This window comes from Cupriavidus sp. AU9028, from assembly GCF_019795295.1.
GTDB lineage: Bacteria > Pseudomonadota > Gammaproteobacteria > Burkholderiales > Burkholderiaceae > Cupriavidus.
On the sequence record NZ_JAIMCG010000002.1, the window covers coordinates 230,034 to 250,129 of the forward strand.

22 protein-coding genes are annotated in these 20,096 nt (G+C 67.0%); 13 read left to right on the forward strand and 9 right to left on the reverse strand.

Translation table 11 applies throughout. The features are described from left to right. The first annotated feature begins 51 nt into the window (after positions 1 to 51). Positions 52 to 300, forward strand: a complete 249-nt coding sequence (locus K6V06_RS03330; RefSeq protein ID WP_222240157.1) for an AbrB/MazE/SpoVT family DNA-binding domain-containing protein — start codon at positions 52 to 54, stop codon at positions 298 to 300. Positions 301 to 475: 175 nt separating this feature from the next. Here the strand turns inward: K6V06_RS03330 and K6V06_RS03335 are convergent, their stop codons facing one another. From K6V06_RS03335 to K6V06_RS03345, 3 genes are all read right to left on the reverse strand, one after another. Continuing rightward, positions 476 to 1,303, reverse strand: a complete 828-nt coding sequence (locus K6V06_RS03335; RefSeq protein ID WP_222240158.1) for a tetratricopeptide repeat protein — start codon at positions 1,301 to 1,303, stop codon at positions 476 to 478. Beyond that, positions 1,300 to 2,211 carry a Ku protein gene (locus K6V06_RS03340; protein ID WP_222240159.1) on the reverse strand — a complete coding sequence of 304 codons (912 nt, stop codon included), beginning with the start codon at positions 2,209 to 2,211 and terminating at the stop codon, positions 1,300 to 1,302. Before K6V06_RS03340 ends, K6V06_RS03335 begins: the two co-directional genes overlap by 4 nt. 107 nt (positions 2,212 to 2,318) lie before the next feature. Beyond that, positions 2,319 to 3,560 carry an AI-2E family transporter gene (locus K6V06_RS03345; protein ID WP_222240160.1) on the reverse strand — a complete coding sequence of 414 codons (1,242 nt, stop codon included), beginning with the start codon at positions 3,558 to 3,560 and terminating at the stop codon, positions 2,319 to 2,321. A 269-nt stretch (positions 3,561 to 3,829) separates the two neighbouring features. On the opposite strand from K6V06_RS03345, the gene K6V06_RS03350 reads away from it, so the two are divergent. Continuing rightward, positions 3,830 to 5,014, forward strand: a complete 1,185-nt coding sequence (locus tag K6V06_RS03350) for a DSD1 family PLP-dependent enzyme (protein WP_222240161.1) — start codon at positions 3,830 to 3,832, stop codon at positions 5,012 to 5,014. 65 nt (positions 5,015 to 5,079) lie between these two features. Beyond that, positions 5,080 to 5,736 carry a histidine phosphatase family protein gene (locus tag K6V06_RS03355; protein ID WP_255581557.1) on the forward strand — a complete coding sequence of 219 codons (657 nt, stop codon included), beginning with the start codon at positions 5,080 to 5,082 and terminating at the stop codon, positions 5,734 to 5,736. 56 nt (positions 5,737 to 5,792) lie between these two features. On the opposite strand, the gene K6V06_RS03360 is transcribed toward K6V06_RS03355, so the two are convergent. Continuing rightward, entirely contained in the window at positions 5,793 to 6,188 is a 396-nt protein-coding gene (locus K6V06_RS03360; protein WP_222240162.1) for a 4-oxalocrotonate tautomerase, read from the reverse strand. A 164-nt stretch (positions 6,189 to 6,352) separates the two neighbouring features. On the opposite strand from K6V06_RS03360, the gene K6V06_RS03365 reads away from it, so the two are divergent. The 3 genes from K6V06_RS03365 to K6V06_RS03375 all read left to right on the forward strand — a co-directional run bounded on the left by K6V06_RS03365 (position 6,353) and on the right by K6V06_RS03375 (position 9,249). Next, a complete protein-coding gene (locus K6V06_RS03365) occupies positions 6,353 to 7,288 on the forward strand; it encodes a LysR family transcriptional regulator (RefSeq protein ID WP_222240309.1) in 936 nt (311 codons plus the stop codon). A gap of 75 nt (positions 7,289 to 7,363) precedes the next feature. Then, positions 7,364 to 8,416, forward strand: a complete 1,053-nt coding sequence (locus tag K6V06_RS03370) for a M14 family zinc carboxypeptidase (protein ID WP_222240163.1) — start codon at positions 7,364 to 7,366, stop codon at positions 8,414 to 8,416. After that, positions 8,413 to 9,249 carry an alpha/beta fold hydrolase gene (locus K6V06_RS03375; protein WP_222240164.1) on the forward strand — a complete coding sequence of 279 codons (837 nt, stop codon included), beginning with the start codon at positions 8,413 to 8,415 and terminating at the stop codon, positions 9,247 to 9,249. The genes K6V06_RS03370 and K6V06_RS03375 overlap by 4 nt, the downstream gene beginning before the upstream one ends. Before the next feature lie 128 nt (positions 9,250 to 9,377). Here K6V06_RS03375 and K6V06_RS03380 read toward each other — a convergent pair whose 3' ends face one another. Next, positions 9,378 to 9,947 carry a TetR/AcrR family transcriptional regulator gene (locus K6V06_RS03380; RefSeq protein ID WP_222240165.1) on the reverse strand — a complete coding sequence of 190 codons (570 nt, stop codon included), beginning with the start codon at positions 9,945 to 9,947 and terminating at the stop codon, positions 9,378 to 9,380. 894 nt (positions 9,948 to 10,841) lie between these two features. Between K6V06_RS03380 and K6V06_RS03385 the strand changes: the two genes are divergently transcribed. From K6V06_RS03385 to K6V06_RS03395, 3 genes are all read left to right on the forward strand, one after another. Continuing rightward, entirely contained in the window at positions 10,842 to 11,219 is a 378-nt protein-coding gene (locus tag K6V06_RS03385; protein WP_222240166.1) for a hypothetical protein, read from the forward strand. A 138-nt stretch (positions 11,220 to 11,357) separates the two neighbouring features. Beyond that, the gene (locus K6V06_RS03390; protein WP_222240167.1) at positions 11,358 to 12,038 is read left to right on the forward strand and encodes an alpha/beta hydrolase; all 681 of its coding nucleotides are present in this window, start codon (positions 11,358 to 11,360) and stop codon (positions 12,036 to 12,038) included. 56 nt (positions 12,039 to 12,094) lie between these two features. Further along, complete coding sequence (locus K6V06_RS03395; RefSeq protein WP_222240168.1) at positions 12,095 to 12,460, forward strand: hypothetical protein; 366 nt, start codon at positions 12,095 to 12,097, stop codon at positions 12,458 to 12,460. Between the two features lie 23 nt (positions 12,461 to 12,483). On the opposite strand, the gene K6V06_RS03400 is transcribed toward K6V06_RS03395, so the two are convergent. Beyond that, positions 12,484 to 13,641 carry an AGE family epimerase/isomerase gene (locus K6V06_RS03400; protein ID WP_222240169.1) on the reverse strand — a complete coding sequence of 386 codons (1,158 nt, stop codon included), beginning with the start codon at positions 13,639 to 13,641 and terminating at the stop codon, positions 12,484 to 12,486. A gap of 168 nt (positions 13,642 to 13,809) precedes the next feature. Between K6V06_RS03400 and K6V06_RS03405 the strand changes: the two genes are divergently transcribed. From K6V06_RS03405 to K6V06_RS03415, 3 genes are all read left to right on the forward strand, one after another. Continuing rightward, complete coding sequence (locus tag K6V06_RS03405) at positions 13,810 to 14,142, forward strand: hypothetical protein (protein WP_255581558.1); 333 nt, start codon at positions 13,810 to 13,812, stop codon at positions 14,140 to 14,142. A 69-nt stretch (positions 14,143 to 14,211) separates the two neighbouring features. Continuing rightward, a complete protein-coding gene (locus tag K6V06_RS03410) occupies positions 14,212 to 14,544 on the forward strand; it encodes a hypothetical protein (protein WP_222240170.1) in 333 nt (110 codons plus the stop codon). Positions 14,545 to 14,612: 68 nt separating this feature from the next. Beyond that, positions 14,613 to 15,203 (forward strand): lipocalin family protein, encoded by a 591-nt coding sequence (locus K6V06_RS03415; protein WP_222240171.1) that lies wholly within the window; start codon positions 14,613 to 14,615, stop codon positions 15,201 to 15,203. Between the two features lie 27 nt (positions 15,204 to 15,230). On the opposite strand, the gene mdtD is transcribed toward K6V06_RS03415, so the two are convergent. Continuing rightward, on the reverse strand, positions 15,231 to 16,676 hold the full coding sequence (gene mdtD / locus K6V06_RS03420; RefSeq protein WP_222240172.1) for a multidrug transporter subunit MdtD: 1,446 nt from the start codon (positions 16,674 to 16,676) through the stop codon (positions 15,231 to 15,233). Positions 16,677 to 17,004: 328 nt separating this feature from the next. Here mdtD and K6V06_RS03425 point away from each other — a divergent pair, with 328 nt between their 5' ends. Beyond that, positions 17,005 to 17,403, forward strand: coding sequence for a hypothetical protein (locus K6V06_RS03425; RefSeq protein WP_222240311.1), 399 nt, complete (start codon positions 17,005 to 17,007; stop codon positions 17,401 to 17,403). A 121-nt stretch (positions 17,404 to 17,524) separates the two neighbouring features. Here the strand turns inward: K6V06_RS03425 and K6V06_RS03430 are convergent, their stop codons facing one another. Both K6V06_RS03430 and K6V06_RS03435 read right to left on the reverse strand, forming a co-directional pair. Continuing rightward, positions 17,525 to 18,772, reverse strand: coding sequence for a diguanylate cyclase (locus K6V06_RS03430; protein WP_370637373.1), 1,248 nt, complete (start codon positions 18,770 to 18,772; stop codon positions 17,525 to 17,527). Positions 18,773 to 18,943: 171 nt separating this feature from the next. After that, positions 18,944 to 19,957, reverse strand: coding sequence for an isocitrate/isopropylmalate dehydrogenase family protein (locus K6V06_RS03435; RefSeq protein ID WP_222240313.1), 1,014 nt, complete (start codon positions 19,955 to 19,957; stop codon positions 18,944 to 18,946). Positions 19,958 to 20,096 lie beyond the last annotated feature (139 nt).

Sequence of the window (20,096 nt, forward strand, 5' to 3'; positions counted from 1 at the left end):
GGTAATAACATTGTGTGTCTGCGATATCGCCACACGGCACGAGGTGATCCAATGAAAAGCAAGATCCGCCGCATGGGGAATTCACAGGGCGTGCTGATTCCGAAGCCAATCCTCGCCCAACTTGGTTTGGAGGACGAAGTGGAAATGGAAATCAAGGAAGACACACTGGTCATTCGCAAGCCGAGGAAGATCGTGCGCGAAGGGTGGGCGGAAGCGAGCGCGGCTATCGCCGAGGAGGCAGACGACGCTCTGGTCATGGGCGAGTTCGGCAATGCCGAAGACGAAAAGTTGTCCTGGTGATGCAGACCGATCAGATCCGGCGGGGCGACGTCTGGCTCGTTACGCTAGGCCCTGTGGTGGGTAGACAAGATGCGACTGGCAAGACGCGCCGGCGCAATCCCCTCGCCGACCTTGCAGAACACGTTGCGCACCCTGCAGGAGCTGTTCGCCCAATAGCGACCGTCCGCTTGCACCGTCAACTACGGTTGCAATGCTTCCGGTACTGATTGAAATGCCGGATCGCCCGATGCGAATCGCCCAGCTCCTCGTGCAGGCGTGCCGCGTTGTAGTGCGCGTCGGCCATCTCCGGCGCAATGGCGATGCAGTTGTGATAGCTGCGCAGGGCGCCATCGGTGTCGCCCATTTCCTCCAGCACCACGCCAAGGTTGAAGTGCAGCAACGGGGCATCGGGCAGCCACGACAGGCCCTGTCGATACAGTTGCATGGCCTCGTCGTACCGTCCGGCATCGCTCAACATGCAGCCCAGGTTCAGGTAGGGGTCGAGCTGCCGGGGCGCCTCTTGCAGCGCGCGCCGGTAGGCGGCCTCGGCCTGCTCCGGATTCTGCTCCTCCAGCGAACAGCCCTTCTCGAACCAGGATTGCCAGTCCGCGTCGGCCGGCTCCATGCGGGCCCCGAGCGACAGCACGTTGCCGGCGCGATCCCGGCTGGGCTGCAGCGCCATCACCAATTGCCCCGTCTCGACCTCCCACTGGCGCTCGGACTCGATCACGACGATTTCGCCTGCTACCGCGGACAGCCGCATCGCGCTCAGCGGCCGGTCCCGGCACCAGTCGCGCAGGCGCCGCAGTGCACGGTTGACGCGGCCAGGCGGAATACGCACCTGGCGCAACGAATGCGCGGTGCGGATCAGTACCGCGTCCTGGAACGAGAACCGGTGCTCGCCCCGCTTGCCCAGGTGTGGGGTGACCAGCCCCGCCGCCACCAGCGCGGAGACGGTGGAACGGGGAATGCCGAACATGTTCTGCAGGTCCCGCAGGGACAGGGTGGAAGTGTCCTCGCTCATTTCCTCGCTGTTTTCCTGGCCGGCGCCGGTGCGGCAGCGGGTGCCGCCGCCCGCTTGGCGCTCTTGCGCGGAGCGGTTTCGCGCGCCGGTTCCGCTTTCGGCTCGCGGGTGGCCCGCTTCTGCCCCTGCACCTTGCCCAGGCTGGCCTTCAAGGCCGCCATCAGGTCGATCACCTCGCCGCCGCCGGCGGCCGGTTCCACCTGCTCGGCGACGGTAATCTTCTTGCCTTCGATCTTCTTGTCGATCTCGGCAAGGATGCGCAGCTTCTCCTCGTCCCGGTATGCGGTGGGATCGTAGGCGTCCACTGCATTCTGCTCGATCAGTTGCTGCGCCAGCGCCAGTTCGGCGGGCTGCACGTCGCTCGTTTCGATGCTCAGGTCCGCCATCGAGCGGACCTCGTCGGCATACAGCAATTGCTGCAGCACCAGTCCTTCCGGCGTGGGCCGCACCTGCACCATGTATTGCTTGCCCTTCCAGACCCAGGTCGCCAGCGCGCAGGTGCCGGTCTGGCGCATCGCCTCGGCCAGCAGGCTGTAGGGTTTGGCACCGCGCTTGTCGGGGCCGAGGTAGTAGGCCTTGTCGTAGTAAAGGGGATCGATCGCCGCCACCGGCATGAAGGCCACGATGTCGACGGTGTGCCGCGCGGTCGTCTCCAGCGCTTCGAGCTCGTCACTGGAGAAGACCACATAGCGGTCCTTCTCGAACTCGTAGCCCTTCTCCATCTCCGAGCGCTCGACCACCACGCCTTCCCGCTGGCAGATGTACTGCTGCCGCAATCGGGAGCCGCAGCCCTTGTGCAGCAGATTGAAGCCGACGCCCGACTTCGATTCCGTGGCGGAAAACACCTTGACCGGTATCGAAACCAGGCCGAAGCTCAGCGAGAGGGATGCGATCGAACGGGCAGCCATGACGTCACCTTGCGCACTATCTGTCGCATCAGCATAGGCAACAAGTGAGGGAGTGCAATGTAGGACTGCGGCGGAAAGGACTGACGGCGGCGTTCCTGCTCTGGCCGCTACTCGCCGAGGAACTCGGCGAAGAACTCGAGTTCCTCGATATGGTCGGCCACCACCTTGGCGATCACGGTCAGCGGGATGGCCAGCAGCATGCCCCACGGCCCCCACAGCCATGTGAACAGGAGCAGTGCGACGAAGACCGCCACCGGATTCATCTTTGCCATCCGTCCGGTCATCCAGGTCTGCACGATCGAGCCGATCAGCGTCGCGATCAGCAGGGAGCCGCCAGCCGCCGTGGCCGCCACACCCACCGTGCCGAACTGCATGAAGGCCGCCACCCCCAGGCACACGGCCGTCAGGCCAGAACCGAAATACGGCACCAGATGCAGCGCCGCCGCCGCAATGGCCCAGGTGGCGGCGTGGTTCACGCCCAGCAGCTGCAGCAGCAGCCAGGTACAGATGCCAAGTGCCGTATTGGTAATCAGCAGCATCAGCATGTAGCGCTGGATGGCCCGGTTGATCTCCCCGAGCATATGCACGTTGACCTTCTTGCGGCTGAGCGTGCTGCCGGTCATCTTGACGAACTTGCGCTTGAACATGTCGCCCGACACCAGCAGGAAGAACGTCAGGAACAGCACGACCGCCGCCTGCCCCGCCATGGTGAAGGCACCGACCGAGCCGGCCAGCACGATCTCGTTCAGCGCCTCGCCCGACTTCTGGATCACCACCGGCGAGTGCTGCGTCAGATGCGGCGAACCGGTCAGCACGGTGGCGGCCCGCTGGATCTTCTGCCACATCGAGTCGTCGCCGCTGAGCAGTTCCGAAAAGCCCTGGGACAGCCGCCGCGCGATCTCGGGCAGCCGGTCGACAATGGACTCGATCTGGCCCTGCAGCAGATAGGCGCCGCCGAGCAGCGCGGCCATCAGCAGCAACAGCACCAGCGCCGCGCCGATCGGGCGCGGCAGGTGTTGCCGCTGCAACAGGCTGACCAGTGGATCTAGCAGGTAGGTCAGGATGACGGCCAGCACGACCGGGATCATGAAGTCCCGCGCGACATGCAGCGCGTACAGCGATGCCAGCGTCGCGAGCACCACCAGCGCCAGGCTCGCGCGGTGCACCGACACGGGCAAGGATGGATCGGCGCGCCGGGCCAGCCTGTCCAGATCGGGGCCATCTACCGCCGTCTCGTCGCCCGCGCCGCGCCTCAGCCCCGTGCCGGCACCAAGCGCGCTACCGCGTGCTTCGGCGGAAGCAGCAGTGCTGTTCGCCGGCGTGGCAGGGCGAGGTTGCGGGGCATTCATGTTTGGCTCGGTCGACTAGGGAAAGTCGCCAGATTCGGCCCTCTGCGGGGCGATGGCGACATCCACAGCATAGCCGGATGGGTTTCCGGTGCCGTCGGACAGCAGCGGCAGGCGCTGTAGGACAAGCGCGGCATACCATGGACGTCCCCAGCCTTGCCGCATGCGAGCCATTGCCGCTTTCACGGTTTGACAATCGCACTGCCTGGACCGATGATCGCTGCACCCGTATGACTGTACCGGCACCCCAAGAAACACAGGAGAATCCAACGATGCCGCTCACGCCTGCCGCCCTTCCCGCGCTTGCCCCGGCGGCGACCCCCGGCCAGCCCGAGACAACGATCGACACACCGTCGCTCGTCCTCGATCTGGACGCCTTCGAGCGGAACCTGGACCGGATGCAACAGGCGGCCGACCGGGCTGGGGTGAACCTGCGGCCGCACGCCAAGGCCCACAAGACGCCCGCCATCGCCCTGGCCCAGATCGCGCGCGGCGCGGTCGGCATCTGCTGTCAGAAGGTCAGCGAGGCACTGCCGTTCCTGAGAGCCGGCGTGCGAGACATTCATATCAGCAATGAAATCGCCGGTCCCGCCAAGGCGTCCCTGCTGGCGAGGATGGCGGTGCAGGGCAAGCTCTCTGTCTGTGTCGACGACGCCAGCCAGATCGACGTGCTGGCCGCCGCGCTGGAAAACCATGGCAGCACGCTGTCCGTGCTGGTCGAACTGGACATCGGCCAGGGGCGCTGCGGGGTCGGCGATGCCGACGAGGCGCTCAGGCTGGTCGAGAGCATCCAGCGCCACCCCTCGATGCGGTTCGCCGGACTGCAGGCGTACCACGGCGGCATCCAGCATTTGCGCAGCCAGCTCGAGCGGCGCGACGCGGCGGCCCGCTCCGCGGAGCGGGCCGGCGAAGCCGCGGCACGGCTCGAAGCAGCGGGGGCACGCTGCGACATCATTACCGGCGGCGGCAGCGGCAGTTTTGCGTTCGACCTGACCAGCGGCGTATTCACCGAGATCCAGCCCGGCTCCTATGTCTTCATGGACGTCGATTACGGCCGCAATGAAGTGGCAGAGGACAGCGGCGACGGCGTCCAGGTCTGCCCCCGCTTCGAGCACAGCCTGTTCATTGCGTCCACCGTGATGAGCACGGCGGCAAGCGGCCAGGTGGTGGTCGATGCGGGCCTCAAGTCCATGGCGGTGGATTCGGGCCTGCCCTGGGTATGGAACCGGCCGGCCGGCGAAGTCGACGCCTCGCTGCAGTACATCGCCGCCAACGACGAACATGGCCTGATCCGGGCCAGCGGCGACGGTGGCGCCCTGCCCGCTTTGGGCACTCCCGTGTGGCTGGTGCCGGGCCATTGCGATCCTACGCTGAACCTCTACGATGAACTGATTGGCGTGCGCGGCGGCGCGGTGGAAGTGCTGTGGCCGGTAGCGGCACGGGGATTGAGCCGGTAGGCCGGACCGACTGCAACACTGCACGGCGCACCGACGGCCCACGGCACGCAGTCAAGGGGGAAGACATGAAGCCAACCCTGAATGGTGCAGGCGCCGGACTGCGCGACCGTACCCGACGTGCCGCCATTGGCGGCCTCGTCGCACTGGCTGCCCTGCTTGTCCCCGCCACGGGGTTCGGCGTGGAGGCCGGCATGGACGGCGGGTTGAGCGACGGCAATGGCGCGTCGCCTCCGGTAGCGCTGGCCCAACCGCATATCGTCGTCCTGCTGCGGCATGCCAACGCGCCGGGCGTCGGCGACCCCGACGGCTTCCGGCTGGGAGATTGCCCGACCCAGCGCAACCTCGATGCGCGCGGGCGCGAGCAGGCGCGCCGGCTGGGCGCCAGCTGGCGCGCCGCCGGCTTCCGGCCGACCAGGGTCTGGACCAGCGCCTGGTGCCGCTGCCGACACACCGCCGAACTGCTGCAGGCAGGTCCCGTCACGGTGCTGCCTCTGCTGAACTCCTTCTTCGGCAACAGTGGCGCGCGCGCCGAACAGACGCAGGCCCTGACGCGCTTCATCGATGCACTGGACCCGCAGGGCGGCCCCTATCTGATGGTTACCCATCAGGTCAATATCACCGCGCTGACCGGCCAATGGGCCGACAGCGCCGGCGGCGTGGTGATCGAACTGCCGCGGGAAGGCCGGCCGGGACGCACGCACGTGCTACGCGCCACGTTCTAGTCATCCCCCGGCGCCATCCCCGCGCGCCACCGCGCCGCCGGACAATTCCGCCGGCCCTATCCCGGATGCTGATGGCGGTACTCCTGCGTGCGCCCGCCATAGCCGTAAGCCGCGGCCCTGGCGTCGATGACGTGGATGTAGCTGCATTCGTGCACATCGCCCAGAAGGCCGGACAGCGCCTCGTGAACCTGCGCAAGATATGCCGCCTTTTCCGCCTTCGTGTTGGTTTCGTCCGTTACCGTGATATCGAGATGGAAAGCCCGGCGACCGGAGGCGGACAGCGGCTCGCCGCCGATGAACCAGGCATGCGCAGGGATCGTCTCGACCGTCACGGCGATCACCTCGCGGCGCTTGCCCAGCACGGTACGGGTCAACTCGGCCACGGTTGCGGCGGCGCGGCTGGTCAACGCCTCGTCGGGCGTACCGGAAATCTGCAGGCGAAGATGGGGCATGGCGTTTCCTCCGGATGGTTGGGAGTCGAGGGGAGCCGGCATGCGCCGATGGCAAGCCGGCAGAAGCCATGCTAGTGTTCCGTGTGGTATCGGAAAAGCGGGAAGATCCGATACCGGTCATCGCCTGTGCCGATGGCTGTGACGAACAGGACAAGGAGAACTCGGTGCGGGGCTTCGACATGGACCAGCTGCGGACCTTCGTGACAGTGGCCGACAGCGGCAGCCTCTCGGCCGCGGCGCCGCGTCTCTTCCTGTCGCAGTCCTCCGTCAGCGAGCAATTGCGCAAGCTGGAGGAACGCGCCGGGACTGCCCTGCTGATCCGGGGCCGGCGCGGCGTGTCGCCAACCGCCGCCGGCGAACGGCTGCTGAGCCATGCCAGGCGCATCGTCGATCTCGACGCCCTGGCGCTGCGCGACATGCGCGGCGAACTGTTGCAGGGCGAATTGCGGCTGGCGATCACCGACTACTTCCGGCCCGCCGAGATCGCCGCGCTGCTGCGGCGCCTGCGCGACCGGCATCCCGGCCTGCGGTTGCATGTCACGGTGATGAAGAGCGCTGCCATCGATGCCGCACAGGCGGAGGATGCCTTCGATATCGGGTTGACCATGCGGGTATTGAAAGCGGAATCCTCGCCAGCGGGGGGAGAGACGGTCCGCCGCGGCGGCGCCATCCCCCTGCACCGCGAGCCGCTACTGTGGGTTGCCGCTCCTGACGAAAGCCACCTGCTGCAGCGCCCCCTGCCCCTCGTGCTGTTGCCCGACACCTGCTCCCTGCATCAGTTCGTCATCCGGGCACTGAAACGGTCGCGCGTGCCGTATCAGGTGTCGCACTCCGCCTCGGGTGTGGCCGGCCTCCAACTCGCGCTCGCTGCCGGGCTCGGCCTGTCCTGCCTGAACGCGTCCTCGATCGGCCCCGGGTTCGCGGCACTTCCCGCTGCTGCACTGGAGAAGCTTGGCCTGCCGCGCTTGCCGCAGGTGGAATTCCTGTTGCTGCCGCCGCGCCGAGGGGAGCCAGCGTTGATCGGGTCGGTGCGGGAGGCGCTGGCGGAGGAACTCGCCAGGGAGAATGGCCGCCGGCATGGACGGCAGGCGCGGCATTGACAGTCGGCACCAGGCAGAAACAAAACTGTCATCCGGGCCTTCTACACTGACAGGTCGCCCCTCATCCGCCAACCGATGGTTCCTCCCACGCCTGCTCCGGACAGCTTTGCGGAATTGGATCTGCTGCGCGCACTACTGGAAGTCGGCCGCCCCTATTTCGAGGCCGAGGTGGTCTGCGAGACGGAATGCAGGGGCAACCGCTTTCCGGTGCATCTCGTCAGCCTCGGCAGCCAGGACCCCGCGGCACCGGCCATCGGCTTGTTTGCAGGAATCCACGGGCTGGAGCGGATCGGCACGCAGCTGCTGCTGGACTACATGCGTTCGCTGCTCAAGCGGCTGGAGTGGGACGCGCTGCTGCATCTGCAATTGCAGTCGGTACGGCTGCTGTTCATGCCGATCGTGAACCCCGCCGGGATGTGGGCCGGTCGACGCGCCAATGCGAACGGGGTGGATCTGATGCGCAATGCGCCACAGGATGCGGACGGTCCGGTGCCATTCCTGGCGGGCGGGCAGCGCGTAGGGTCCTGGCTTCCCTGGTATCGGGGCCCGGCGGGCGGCCCGATGGAACGCGAGAGCCTGGCGCTGCTGCAGGTGGTGCAGGAACGGCTGCAAACCCGCAAGCTGAGCTTCGCCGTGGATTGTCACTCGGGCTATGGCTGGCGTGACAGCATCTGGTTCCCCTACGCGCGGACCTGCACCGCCATGGCCAACCTGCCCGAGATGTACGTGATCAAGACGCTGTTCGAGCAGGCGCACCCCCATCACGGCTACGCCTTCGAACCCCAGAGCCACCAGTATCTCGCGCATGGCGATCTTTGGGACTACGCCTACGATCGCACGCCGGCCGGTCACGTCTTTCTGCCGATGACGCTGGAACTGGGCTCGTGGCTCTGGATCAAGAAGAACCCGAGGCAGCTGTTCTCCCGGCACGGCATCTTCAATCCCATCAAGGCGCATCGCACGGCGCGCGTGCTGCGGCGGCATGTCAGCCTGTTCGATTTCCTTGCCCGCGCCGCCTATGCCCCGCAAGGATGGCTGCCCGCGGGTCCCGCGCGGGAAGCCATCCTGCGCGAGGCGAGCGAGCATTGGCAAGCGCCGACACGGCGACAATGGCGGCAATGGCGATGACGTGGCTGCTGCTGCGTGGCCTGACTCGCGAGGCACGGCATTGGGGCTCGCTGCCCGAAGCGTTGCAGGAGGCCGGCGTGGCGAGCGCTGCTTCGCCGGTGGCGTGCCTGGACTTGCCGGGCAGCGGCCAGTCGCGCGCGCATCGGTCGCCGGTCACCGTCGAAGCGATGGTGGAGGCGCTGCGGCGCGATGCTCGAGCGGCCGGATTGGTGGCGCCGCTGAACCTGCTGGCGATGTCGCTTGGCGGCATGGTGGCGACAGCCTGGGCGCAGCGATATCCGGCAGAGGTGCACCGGCTGGTGCTGATCAATACGAGCATGCGGCCGTTCGGGTGGCCGCATCAGCGGCTGCGTCCGGCGGCGTGGCCCTTGCTGCTGCGACTGCTGCTGGCGTGGGACGATGCCGAACGTTGCGAACTGGCGATACACCGTCTGACCTGCGCCAATGACTCGGCCCTGCAGCGCGATCTGCTCGACTGGGTGCAGATCCGAAGGAACGCGCCCGTTCGGCGGTCCGATGCGCTACGGCAGCTGTATGCCGCCGCCCGCTTCCATGCCGGCACCGCCGCGCCCTCTTGCCCGACACTGCTGCTCGCTTCCGCGGGCGACCGCCTGGTGCAGCCGCGCTGCTCGGCGCGCATCAGCTCGGCATGGAACTATCCGCTGCGGATGCACCCTCAGGCTGGGCATGACCTGCCCCACGATGATCCCCGCTGGGTCGCGGAGCAGGTGGCGGACTGGCTGCTGCAGCGCGCGCAGACGGAAACAGCCGCTTCAGCTGGCGCCGCAACCAGCCTTGTGACGGTCCCGCGGCCGAACCTGTCGCGTCAGTGAAGGTGGTCGGGATCTCCCCGCGCGCCTGCAACGCGAGCACGCCTGCAAAAAAACCCTGACGATATCCGGCGCCCGGGATGGGGGCTTCCGTGTAAACGCACGGACTTCCGATGCCGATTCCGTGACGGTCAGTTCGGCCGAGGTGCGACTGCGGCCCGCAGCAACTCTGCCGCTGCCTGCCAGCGCTGCGGGCTCTTGAACAGGCGTGCGGATACCAGGCCATTCTGCAGCGCGCCGAAGATGACCATCGCCAGACGATCCGAATCGATGCTCTGCGCGGACGCGCCCTCCGCTTTCGCCTGCTCCAGCACCTGCGCGATCCAGCGCTCGTTCAGCGCGAAGAAGTCCTTCAGCGCGGCATGCACGGACTCCGGCAACGATTCCGCTTCGGTGGCCAGCATGCCGCACATACAGATCTGGTCGGAATCGAAACTCCAGCCCGACAGGTAGCGCTCGGCCCGCTCGGCAGCGCTCAGCTTGTCATCGATCAGACGCAGTTGCTCGGCGATACGCGCGCTGTACTGCCGGGTCGCTTCCAGCGCGAGGTCTTCCTTGCAGGGAAAGTAATAGTGGATGCTGGACGTCTTGACGCCCACCAGCTCCGCCAGGTCGCGGTAGCTGAACCCGTTGAACCCGCGGCGGCGGATCAGGGTGAAGGTGTGATCGAGCAACTGCTCGCGAACGGGCTGCGATTTCATGACACCACTTTATCTATCAACCGATAGGGTGGCAAGTCAGGGGAGTCCCTCGGTCTCCCCTTTCGCCCGTCGCCAACGAGGTGTACGACCCGTACGACGCGAGCGAACTTCAGGCAGGCAATGCCTGGGCGACAAGAGTGACCGCTGCGCCGGTGCCGAGGCAAAGCAATACCCAAGCGGAAAGGACAAGGACACTGTCAAGCAGACGCATCTGGGGACTCCTCGCAAGTACTATCTACCCATAGATAGTCTCACCTGAACTAGAAAACGCCCCGGTTTCGGTGGCGTGCCGGCGCAGGGGCGCCCGATGACTCAATATTATCTACTGATAGATAGATTGTCAAGCGATGACTGTGCTGTCGATGCGGCCATCTCCTATCACCGCACCGTCATGATGAGCAGGGAGATGGCGTGTCAGACAGCTGCTGGCATACGTCCACAGTTATGACTGCCACCATACGCTGTACGCGGAGGAACGTGGTGCACCGCACGGCCAACCACCAATCGCCGCCGCATCATCGGTTTCGCAAACGCATCCGGCGGAGTGCCAAATCGCGGCGCTCAGGTTCAGCGGCGCCGCTGCAACAGATCAAGGGTTACTGCCCGCGGCCAGCGAGTGGCGGGCGAAGAAACGACGGAGGCGGCCGGGGGCGCGAGCCCGGGAAAGAGCCGCCCTGTAACGGATGGGAAAGGGGAGCGGAACGGAACGCTGCGCCATCGTGGCGGCCGACAATCTACTCCTTCCCTGTTACGCCAACAATCGGCCATCGCCCTCTGCTGTGGGCGACGCGCGACGGCCGGGCATGGCGTGAGTGAGCTGCCAGGTTCTTGCCTATATTGAGTTGCAGTCCTGGGCAGCGTTTGACGATAGACGAGAGTACGGGAGGTACCGCCATGCGTTCGCTTGCATCACTGTTCATCGCGCCAAGTCCGGAGAAGATCGCGTCCAAGGAACTGCACGACATGAGAATGGCGCTGTTCCAGGCAGAGCGCCGGCTGCTGGAAGCGCAGATGCAGGTCGATTACTACCGGGAAATGGTGGGCTTTCTCGAAGACGTCTCCTCCTACGGCGTCGAGCGCGTCGTCGATCAGCGCCATGCCGCCGCCACTGCCCAGCTCAATGCCGACGATGCGGCCGAACACAGCGATTCCGTTGCGGAAGTCAAGGGCGTGCCGCAGCCAGCTGCGCAACCCCTGAACGCCCCGGCCCACCCGCCGTCCCGGCTTTCGCCGGGCCTGACCACCGTTCCCATCGTTCCTTCGGCTGCCTGATCGCACCACGCCGATGGGGCCCCACGGCGGTCATGCCGGAGGGTCCGCTGGCGCGCGGGCGGGCCAGGAGGCGGGCGACGGGGGCTGCTGTGCGATACTGCGCGCGAACGCTGCGCCGCAGCCCGCTGACACCCGACCATGCCAGATACCCCAGCCATCGAGATCGAAACCGCGCCCTCCCCCACGCACAGCGTCATCTGGATGCACGGCCTGGGGGCCGATGGCAACGATTTCGTCCCGGTGGTTCCGGAACTGGGGCTGCCCGCCTCGGCCGCGGTCCGCTTCCTCTTTCCGCACGCACCGCTGATTCCGGTGACCTGCAACGCCGGCTACATCATGCGGGCCTGGTACGACATCCTCTCGCTGAGCGATGCCGGTCGCCACGCCGACGTGTCGGGCATCCAGGCGTCGCGCGAGACGATTCGCGCGCTGATCGCGCGCGAGAACGAGCGCGGCATCCCGACCTCGCGCATCCTGCTGGCGGGTTTTTCGCAGGGCGGTGCGATGGCGTATATGGCCGGACTGACGCATCCGGAACCGCTGGCAGGCATCGTGGCGCTATCGACCTATATCCCCTCGCCGGAGCTGCTCGAGGCCGAATTCGACCCCGCCAATGCGGCGACGCCAGTATTCGCGGCGCACGGCACGCAGGACGATGTGGTGTCGCCCCGGCTGGGTGAGCATGCGCGCGATCTGCTGCTCGCGCGCGGCGTTCCGCTGACCTGGCAGGCCTATCCGATGCCCCATTCGGTTTGCCTCGAAGAGATCGAGGACGTCGGTGTCTGGCTGCGCGAGCGGCTCGCCGCCACCGCGGCGTAATCCCGCTGCGGCCCCTGCCCGGGCTTCGTTGTCCGAGGCCCTGTACCCTGCCTGCCATGAAACCGCCCGCCCCGATTCTCGATTTCAATACGCGCAAGGCGCTGCTGTTTGCGCTGGTGGCCGAACGGCTGTCCTCCTGGTACGAACACGGCAGCTGGCTCACCGACGCCCAGGGCGCGACCCTTGCCGCGCAATGGTTGTCGCGCTCCCGGCTGCAGCTCGGGCTGAACGAGCGGCGCCTGCTGTCTTCGCTGAGCGACGAGCTGGCGCGCCAGCTGGCCGACACGCTCTCGCGCGAGGCCGGACTCTACGCCGCGCATGAAATGATGGAGGCGCTGGATCCGAACTACCAGTCCGCCTTCGCCCATGACATGCTGGACGAGTGCGAGCGGCGGCTGCGCGAGAATGGCCTGAGCGACTGAGGCGGCGCCGGCCGCCCCTTTTGTCAGGATGCGCTGCGTGAGCGCAGTGCCTGCCAGGCCGTGGCGAGGTGATATGGCGTGGTCGACGGCATATCGGCGCGCAGCACGCTGCCATCCTCGGCAATGCACTCGTTCCAGCCGCGCTCGTGCAGGAACCGCACCGGAAAACGCCGCAACCACTGCCGCAGCGCCACCCCTCCGGCATTGTCGTTGCGCAGCGCCAGCGCTCGCCCGTACTCGGTCTGCGCCCAGATGCGCTCGGTGCGGTCCAGCACCCTTCCCTGTCCATCGATCGCCGCGACCACGCCCTGGGTCGCCGCGACGACGCCATGCCGCTGGGCAAACGCGCAGCCGCGCGCGACGTGCGCCGACAGCGGCGATTCGCCGAAGATGTCGGGGGCCATCGCCATCAGCGCATACCACTCGAACTGATGGCCCGGCTCGATGCGATTGTCGGCGGCGCCGCGCGGCAACTCCCAGATGCAGCCGGTGTCCGGATCGACGAAGGTGCGCAGCACGCCCGCGCCGATCTCAGCGAGACGATCGGCGAACCAGGCGCTGCCGGTGGCATCCCGCGCCGCCAGGTACGCCTCCGTCAGATGCATCACCGGGTTCTGCTGCAGCGGCAGCGACCTGGCCGTGAAATCCCGCTGGAGGGCGGCGTGATACTGCCCCTCGGGCAAGGCGAAGCGCGTTTCGATCGTCTGCACGGTATCGTCCAGCGCCTGGCGCGCGAGCCCGTTGCCGCTGGCGCGCCAGTAGGCGGCACAGGCGAACACCACGAACGCGTGCGTGTAGAGGTCCTTGCCGGTATCCAGCGGCTGCCCCGCCGGATCGATGCTGTAGAACCAGCCGCCCTCGGGATCGGCGAAATACCGGCACAGCGAGGCGAATAACCGATCGGCATGTTCCCTGAAGTCTTCATTCAGCGAGAACACGTAGAGCTGCCGCGCACATGCCATGGCGCGGTATCGCTGTGGCGGCAGCGGCTGCCCGGTGGCGCCGTCCAGTGCCTCGTAAGGCAAAGCGAGCGCGGCATTCCAGCCGGCGCCGGTCCAGGGCGGCAGCACCGCGGTCTGGTAGTGCGACAGGAGCGTGGCAACCGATGCCGCTTCGGCTGATGCACGCAGCCTGGGCTGGTCAGAGGCGGCGCGGGAGGAAATTCGGTTCGAGGCTGGCATGCGTCATGCGATTGGCAAGGCTGCGCGGGAGCGCAAGCGTCAGAAGATACTGGAAATGCCCTCCGAGCGAAAGCTGGACGAAAGCTGCCCGAATGGCGGCGCCACGGCATGATCCGCCTGCTAGGATGAAAGCGTAGCTGCAACCCGCGAAGCTGCCGGGAGAACGTCATGTTGCAACGACCATTGGCCACCGTGCCATCGTCTTCCGGCCCGACCGGAACCGGCCAGATCGCGCCGGGATCCGAGGCCGATTCGCCCGGGCAGATTCCGGCCCCCCTGAGACTGAGCGACCGCCATCGCACCCTGGCGCTGCATGTGGTGCAGGTCCGATCCGGCGAGTACAGCTGGCAGCTGGTGCTGGAGGAGCACTGCGGCAGCGGCGATTGCGACTGCATCATCGAAACCCAATGCTGCTGGCCGACCCATGCCCAGGCGCTCGCCGCCGGCTGGGCCGAGGGCAACCGGCTGCTGCAAGGCACGAGGGTGTTCGCCCAGCACTGATCCCCGCCTCGGCAGGCAGACAAGCCATTCCCCGTAGCGCCCGTATTTGCGTCCTTGAAGGAAAACGACATGGAAAAGCCTGTCGTCAGCCCTGCCCGTTTCGTCGAGTTGCTCAACGCACGCTTGCCCGCCCACCCCTTGTACCGGGAAGGGATGCACGTCTATGCCGTTCCGCGGCATGCCGAGCATCCGCGCAGCCTGGTCTGTGTCGGTCCCTGCGGCACCATCGGTGTCTGCACGGCGATCGAGGAAATCGTGCGCGGGGAGTGCGAGGTCGAGCCGGACATTCCTCGGGAGTGGCGCCATGCCCTGCCGCCCAGTTCGCCACATCAGCACCGCGCCACGGAGCCGGCGCTGCGCCACGACCATGCGCCGGCGGCTTCCTCCTTGGCACGCCTTTAGCATCCCAACGCCCGACTGCAACGCGGCGGGGACGACGCAAGTCCCCCGCATGTAGATACGGAGGTGGCATGAACAGATTACAGATGACTGCCCTCGCGGCCGTGGCCGGCGCAGGCGCGGCCTGGCTGCTCAATCAGCGCATGAGCCAGCCGGTGGGCAATCCGCATGTCCCGGAGCCGAACCGGGACGTGGAGATCGACCAGTATCTGGGCCGCTGGTATGAAATGGCGCGCTACGAAAACCGCTTCGAGCGCGGCTGCGACAACGTCACGGCGGAATATCACCTGCGCCACGACGGCCTGGTCGAGGTGATCAACACCTGCGGCAGCCAGGGCGCGGGGCGCGGCAGGGCCAGCCGCGGCAAGGCGAAGATCGTACCGGACAGCCGCAACGCCAAGCTCAAGGTGTCGTTCTTCGGGCCGCTATACGTCGGCGACTACTGGATCCTGGATCGCGCCGACGACTACACCTGGTCGATCGTCGGGGAGCCGTCCGGGCGCTATCTCTGGATCCTGACCCGGATGCCGGAGCCGGGCGCCGCGCTACGCGCGGAGTTGCTGCAACGGGTGACCGACCTGGGTTATGACACCGGCCTGCTGCGGCAGACCGACCAGAGCGGCAATCGGCAGCCGGCATTGAGTATCGTGCCCGCGGCCTGAGCCAGAGCGCGGGGGCGCGCCCCGGCACTACACTTCGGCTGCCTCCGCCGTTTCCCGCGTTTCGCGTTCCACCTGGCGAGCCGGCCGCGCCTTGTCCTGCCGCAGCTGCATGAAGATCCACGCCGATGCGCAGGTGATCAGGCCCACGCAGATGAAGGTGGCGTGGAACGCCTGCAAGGAGCTGCCGCCCCCGCGCGCCTCCACGGCGCGATGGAAGGTTGCCAGCAGGGCCCCCGCCGAGGTCACGGCCAGACTCATCGACAGCATCTGCACCATCGACAGCAGACTGTTGCCGCCGCTCGCGCTGGTGCCGCCCAGATCCTTCAGCGTGACGGTGTTCATCGCGGTGAACTGCACGGAATTGAGCGCCCCGAAGACCGCCAGTTGACACAGCAGCACGGCGATGGGCAACCCGGGGGAGACCAGCGCGAACGATGCCATCATCAGCCCGACCATCACGGTATTGGCCACCAGCACCCGCCGGTAGCCGTAGCGCTCGATCACGCCGGTGGCGATGCGCTTCGAAAGCATGCCCGCCGCCGTCACGGGCAGCATCATCATGCCGGCCTGCATCGGCGAGTAGCCGAGTCCGACCTGCAGCGTCAGAACGATCATGAACGGCATGGCGCCGCTGCCGATGCGCGCGAACAGATTGCCCAGCAGGCCGACGCTGAACGTGTGGATGCGGAACATGCGCAGCGAGAACAGCGGACGCGGATGTCGTACCGCGTGCAGGACGTAGGCGGTCAGCGCGGCCATGCTGGCGATCAGCAGCATCAGCACGGTGGCATGCTCGAAGCCAAGTCCCGCCAGCCCGTCGAGCGCGAACGACAGGGTCAGCATCGCGATCACCAGCCAGAGGTAGCCGGATACGTCGAAACGGCCGACGTCGTGCATCCGGTGGTCCGGCATGAAGCGCAAGGTGGCAAGCACGCCGGCCACGCCGACCGGGACATTGATCAGGAAGATCCAGTGCCAGGACAACGCCTCCGTCAGCCAGCCTCCCAGCGTCGGACCGATCAGCGGGCCCAGCATGCCGGGGATCGCCACGAAACTCATCGCCTTGAGGAAGGCCTGGCGGGGGAAGGTGCGCAGCACGGACAGCCGGCCCACCGGCAGCAGCATCGCGCCCCCCAGACCTTGCACTACCCGCGATGCCACGAGGAAATCCAGGGTCGGCGCATAGGCACACAGCAGCGAGCCGAGCACGAACAGCACGATCGCGAGCTGGAAGATCCGGCGGGTGCCGAAGCGGTCCGCCAGCCAGCCCGAGGCCGGGATGATCACGGCCATCGTCAGCGAGTAGGCGATGATCACCGACTGCATGCGCAGCGGACTCTCGCCGAGGCTGCGGGCCATGGCGGGCAAGGCGGTATTGACGATCGTGCTGTCCAGGGTCTGCATGAAAAACCCGACTGCGACGACCCAGAGCATGACCTGCTGCCTGCGCACGTCGCCGCTCGTTTCCATCATGCTGCTTGCCTCCCTGGCCTGTTCCGTCAAGTGCGTGCAGCGTAACCGCAAACCCGGTTCGCTGTCAGGAAGGGGCCCAAGCGAGCCGCGTGCCAGAAGGCGCGCAGCTTCCAGCCGGGGCGTACGAGGGAGTCGGCCGCCGACCCAATCAGGGCTTGCCTTTTCTGCAATCGTTTTCGAAATTTGCAATAGCCCTGGCGGCGGCCCATGCGTCGGAAAGCGCGACCCAGAACAAAAGCGAAACACTGCCGTCCAACCCCTATCCCTGTCACAGCAAAGGAGAGGTTCGATGAAGAAAAACAGTACTTCGTATCCGTTTGCTTCGCGCATGGCCAAGGGCGGCACCGTTGCCGCCATCGTCGCGGCCGCTGCCATGGCCATCGGCACCAGCCAGGCGCTCGCCGCCGACCTGCAGCCGCAGACCGCGGGACCGTTCACCTATGTTTGCGGCGGCGTCGGCGAGGACGAGCAGCAGGCGCTGCGGGCAGAATCGCGCAATTACGATATGGGCGTGCTCTTCACGCAGGGCGCACGGGGTGAATACCTGTCCGATGTCGACGTCACGCTGTCGCGCGGCGGCAAGGAAGTGGCTACCTTCCGCACCAATGGCCCGCGTTGCCTGATCAAGGGGCCGAAGGGCACCTATCAGGTGAAGGCCGACTACATGGGCAATACCAAGCGCGCCACGCTGAGCGCCGGCCAACGCAACCTGCAGATGCGCTGGTAAGGACGCGGGCGGCCGACGGGCCGTCCGTCCGGCTTGCGCCGGGAGCCCGAGCCGGCCGTTTCCCCCTTCGCCGTGACGTGGTGCAGACGGTTCGGCCGCATTCCTGCTCGTGCGCAGGCGCTCAGGTCCCCGGCTGGTCGGCAACCATGGCCACCGGCATCGCGGCCGGCTCCGCCTCGGACCCGGATTCGGGCATCAGCGTGGACGCCACCAGGTAACGGTCCCTGCCCTGCCGCTTGGCCTCGTACAGTGCGCAGTCGGCATGGCCGAACAGCTGCATCCACAGGCTGTGGGTGTCGGCGCCACTCTCCTGCCGCAGCTGGGCAATCCCGATGCTGACACTGGCAAAGGCGCCCGCGGCGCCGGGCAGCGGAATCGCACGGACCTTGCGCAGAATGCGGCGGGCAAGGGCGGTAGCCTGTTGTTCGTCGGTATGCGGACAGAGGACGCAGAACTCTTCGCCGCCATAACGCCCTGCCACATCCGAGGCGCGCCGCGAGTTGTCCAGGGCTTCCGCGATGGCCTGCAGCACCGCGTCGCCGGCACGATGGCCGCTGAGGTCGTTGACCTGCTTGAAGTGGTCGACATCGATGACCAGGCAGGTCAGCGCCTGGCGGTGCCGCAGCGCAGACGAGATCAGGGTGGCGGCGCTCTCATCGAGTGCCGCCCGGTTCAGCAGGCCGGTCAGACCGTCGATGCGGGCGCCGTGCTCCTTGTTGGCAATGACCTGCTCCAGCGCCATCACGGTATAGCCGAACAGTCCGAGCAGCACCGCCACCAGCGAGGCGAGCACCAGCGAGCGATCGACCCCGGCGGCGTAGAACGGCGCGACCGACGCGGCCGGGTCGCTCGAGATGGCGATGCCATAGAGCTGCACGGCCAGTTGAACCGCACAGGCGAGCATGGCCAGCGGCAGGCCGATTTCGCTGCGACCGAGCCGCCCGCGGGCGAGCAGCAGCAGGGTCATGGCCGAAAGCACGGCGAACAGCGCGCAGAAGCCCTGCTGCGCGCGCACCAGGGCTTCCGGCGAGGTCAGCGCGGCGATCGCGGCGAAGGCGAACACGGCGGAGACCGGGCCGCGCATCCGTGCGCGCACCGGCAAACCCTGATGCACCCGCACGCCCCGGTAGATGATCAGTTTGCCCAGCGCGTAGAGACCGGCGGCCAGCGCGGCGAACGCCGGCTTGCCCGCCGCGGCGGCATTGGCGGCGAAGCCCAGCCCACCGGCCGAGAGCAGCAGATGTCCCGCAGCCCAGAGACGCCCCGCGGCGCTTGCGCGCAGCCCCAGCAACAGCCCCGCGGAAATCAGCAGGCTGCTGGCAAACACGACCACCATGACGACCACAATGCTCTGCTGACCAAGCTGCACGGGATTCCTCTGAAAGTGCGGCAGTTCAGCCGGCCGGGAAGTGCGCTGCGATGGTCGGATGATAACGTCACCATGGGTGGCACGCATCCCCCTTCCGTCGGGGAAACGAGCGGCCCGCAAAAGCGGCCCGCAGCTGCGGGCGGGGGCCGGCTACCCTGCTTCAGTGGGGAATCAAGCCAGGCGCCGGACCACGGCGGCGGTGAATTCGTGCGTGGTCGCGCTGCCCTTCAGATCGCGCGTGCGCACCTGATCCTCGTTCAGCGTCGCGGCAATGGCCCGGCGCAGCCGGTCCCCCAGATCCTGGCGCCCGACATGGTCCAGCATCAGTCCTGCCGACAGCATCAGCGAAACCGGGTTGGCCACGCCCTGCCCTGCGATGTCCGGAGCGGACCCGTGCACCGCCTCGAAGATCGCCGCCTTGTCGCCGATATTGGCACCGGGCGCGAGCCCCAGCCCGCCGACCAGCCCGGCGATCTGGTCCGACAGGATGTCCCCGAACAGGTTGGTGCAAAGCAGGACATCGAACTGCCAGGGGTCGAGCACCAGCTGCATCGCGCAGGCATCGACGATGCGGTCGTCCATCTCCACACGGCCCGCGTACTCGGCGGCCACCTCCCGCGCCGCTTCCAGGAAGATCCCGGTCAGCGCCTTCAGGATATTGGCCTTGTGCACCACCGTAACCTTGCGGCGCCCATGGCGGACCGCGTATTCGAAGGCGAAACGCGCGATCCTGCGGCAGTCCTCGCGCGTATTGATGCCGGTGGAAACGGCGACGGCGCGCGGATCGTCGCCGACCGGGATGTAGTAGTCATGGGCAACATAGAAGCCGCCGACGTTCTCGCGCATCAGCACCAGGTCGATGTCCTCGTAGCGGCCCGGAATCAGCGTCCGGGCGGGCCGCACGTTGGCATAGAGCTGGAACGCCTCGCGCAGACGCACATTGACCGAACGAAAGCCGCCGCCCACGGGCGTGGTCAACGGCCCCTTCAAGGCCAGGCCCGTGGTCCGGATGCTGTCCAGCGTCGATTCGGGCAACGGATCGCCCTCGGCGTCGATGGCGGCAACGCCCGCCTGCCTGCGTTCCCACGCGAACGGAGCCTCGAGGGCGTCCAGTACCTGCAGTGTCGCTTCGACGATTTCGGGGCCGATGCCGTCGCCGGGAATCAGCGTGGCGGGAATGGTCATGTTGGCGGCAGTCTGCACGATGGTCCTCCTGGGAGCTGCGGTATCGACAAGGCATGGAACCGGCCCGCGCGGGTACCGGCGGCGGCGCTGGCGGTCCGTCTGCACGGTTCGACCCGCCGCAACGCAGCAAATTCACTCC

Coding starts and splice junctions, on each gene's coding strand:
- K6V06_RS03380 (WP_222240165.1), bottom strand. CDS start 9,947: ATGAAATCGCAGCCCGTTCGCGAGCAGTTGCTCGATCACACCTTCACC.
- K6V06_RS03425 (WP_222240311.1), top strand. CDS start 17,005: ATGGCCAAGGGCGGCACCGTTGCCGCCATCGTCGCGGCCGCTGCCATG.
- K6V06_RS03400 (WP_222240169.1), bottom strand. CDS start 13,641: ATGCCAGCCTCGAACCGAATTTCCTCCCGCGCCGCCTCTGACCAGCCC.
- K6V06_RS03360 (WP_222240162.1), bottom strand. CDS start 6,188: ATGCCCCATCTTCGCCTGCAGATTTCCGGTACGCCCGACGAGGCGTTG.
- K6V06_RS03395 (WP_222240168.1), top strand. CDS start 12,095: ATGAAACCGCCCGCCCCGATTCTCGATTTCAATACGCGCAAGGCGCTG.
- mdtD (WP_222240172.1), bottom strand. CDS start 16,676: ATGATGGAAACGAGCGGCGACGTGCGCAGGCAGCAGGTCATGCTCTGG.
- K6V06_RS03385 (WP_222240166.1), top strand. CDS start 10,842: ATGCGTTCGCTTGCATCACTGTTCATCGCGCCAAGTCCGGAGAAGATC.
- K6V06_RS03345 (WP_222240160.1), bottom strand. CDS start 3,560: ATGAATGCCCCGCAACCTCGCCCTGCCACGCCGGCGAACAGCACTGCT.
- K6V06_RS03435 (WP_222240313.1), bottom strand. CDS start 19,957: ATGACCATTCCCGCCACGCTGATTCCCGGCGACGGCATCGGCCCCGAA.
- K6V06_RS03390 (WP_222240167.1), top strand. CDS start 11,358: ATGCCAGATACCCCAGCCATCGAGATCGAAACCGCGCCCTCCCCCACG.
- K6V06_RS03375 (WP_222240164.1), top strand. CDS start 8,413: ATGACGTGGCTGCTGCTGCGTGGCCTGACTCGCGAGGCACGGCATTGG.
- K6V06_RS03370 (WP_222240163.1), top strand. CDS start 7,364: ATGGTTCCTCCCACGCCTGCTCCGGACAGCTTTGCGGAATTGGATCTG.
- K6V06_RS03340 (WP_222240159.1), bottom strand. CDS start 2,211: ATGGCTGCCCGTTCGATCGCATCCCTCTCGCTGAGCTTCGGCCTGGTT.
- K6V06_RS03350 (WP_222240161.1), top strand. CDS start 3,830: ATGCCGCTCACGCCTGCCGCCCTTCCCGCGCTTGCCCCGGCGGCGACC.
- K6V06_RS03355 (WP_255581557.1), top strand. CDS start 5,080: ATGAAGCCAACCCTGAATGGTGCAGGCGCCGGACTGCGCGACCGTACC.
- K6V06_RS03330 (WP_222240157.1), top strand. CDS start 52: ATGAAAAGCAAGATCCGCCGCATGGGGAATTCACAGGGCGTGCTGATT.
- K6V06_RS03415 (WP_222240171.1), top strand. CDS start 14,613: ATGAACAGATTACAGATGACTGCCCTCGCGGCCGTGGCCGGCGCAGGC.
- K6V06_RS03335 (WP_222240158.1), bottom strand. CDS start 1,303: ATGAGCGAGGACACTTCCACCCTGTCCCTGCGGGACCTGCAGAACATG.
- K6V06_RS03410 (WP_222240170.1), top strand. CDS start 14,212: ATGGAAAAGCCTGTCGTCAGCCCTGCCCGTTTCGTCGAGTTGCTCAAC.
- K6V06_RS03405 (WP_255581558.1), top strand. CDS start 13,810: ATGTTGCAACGACCATTGGCCACCGTGCCATCGTCTTCCGGCCCGACC.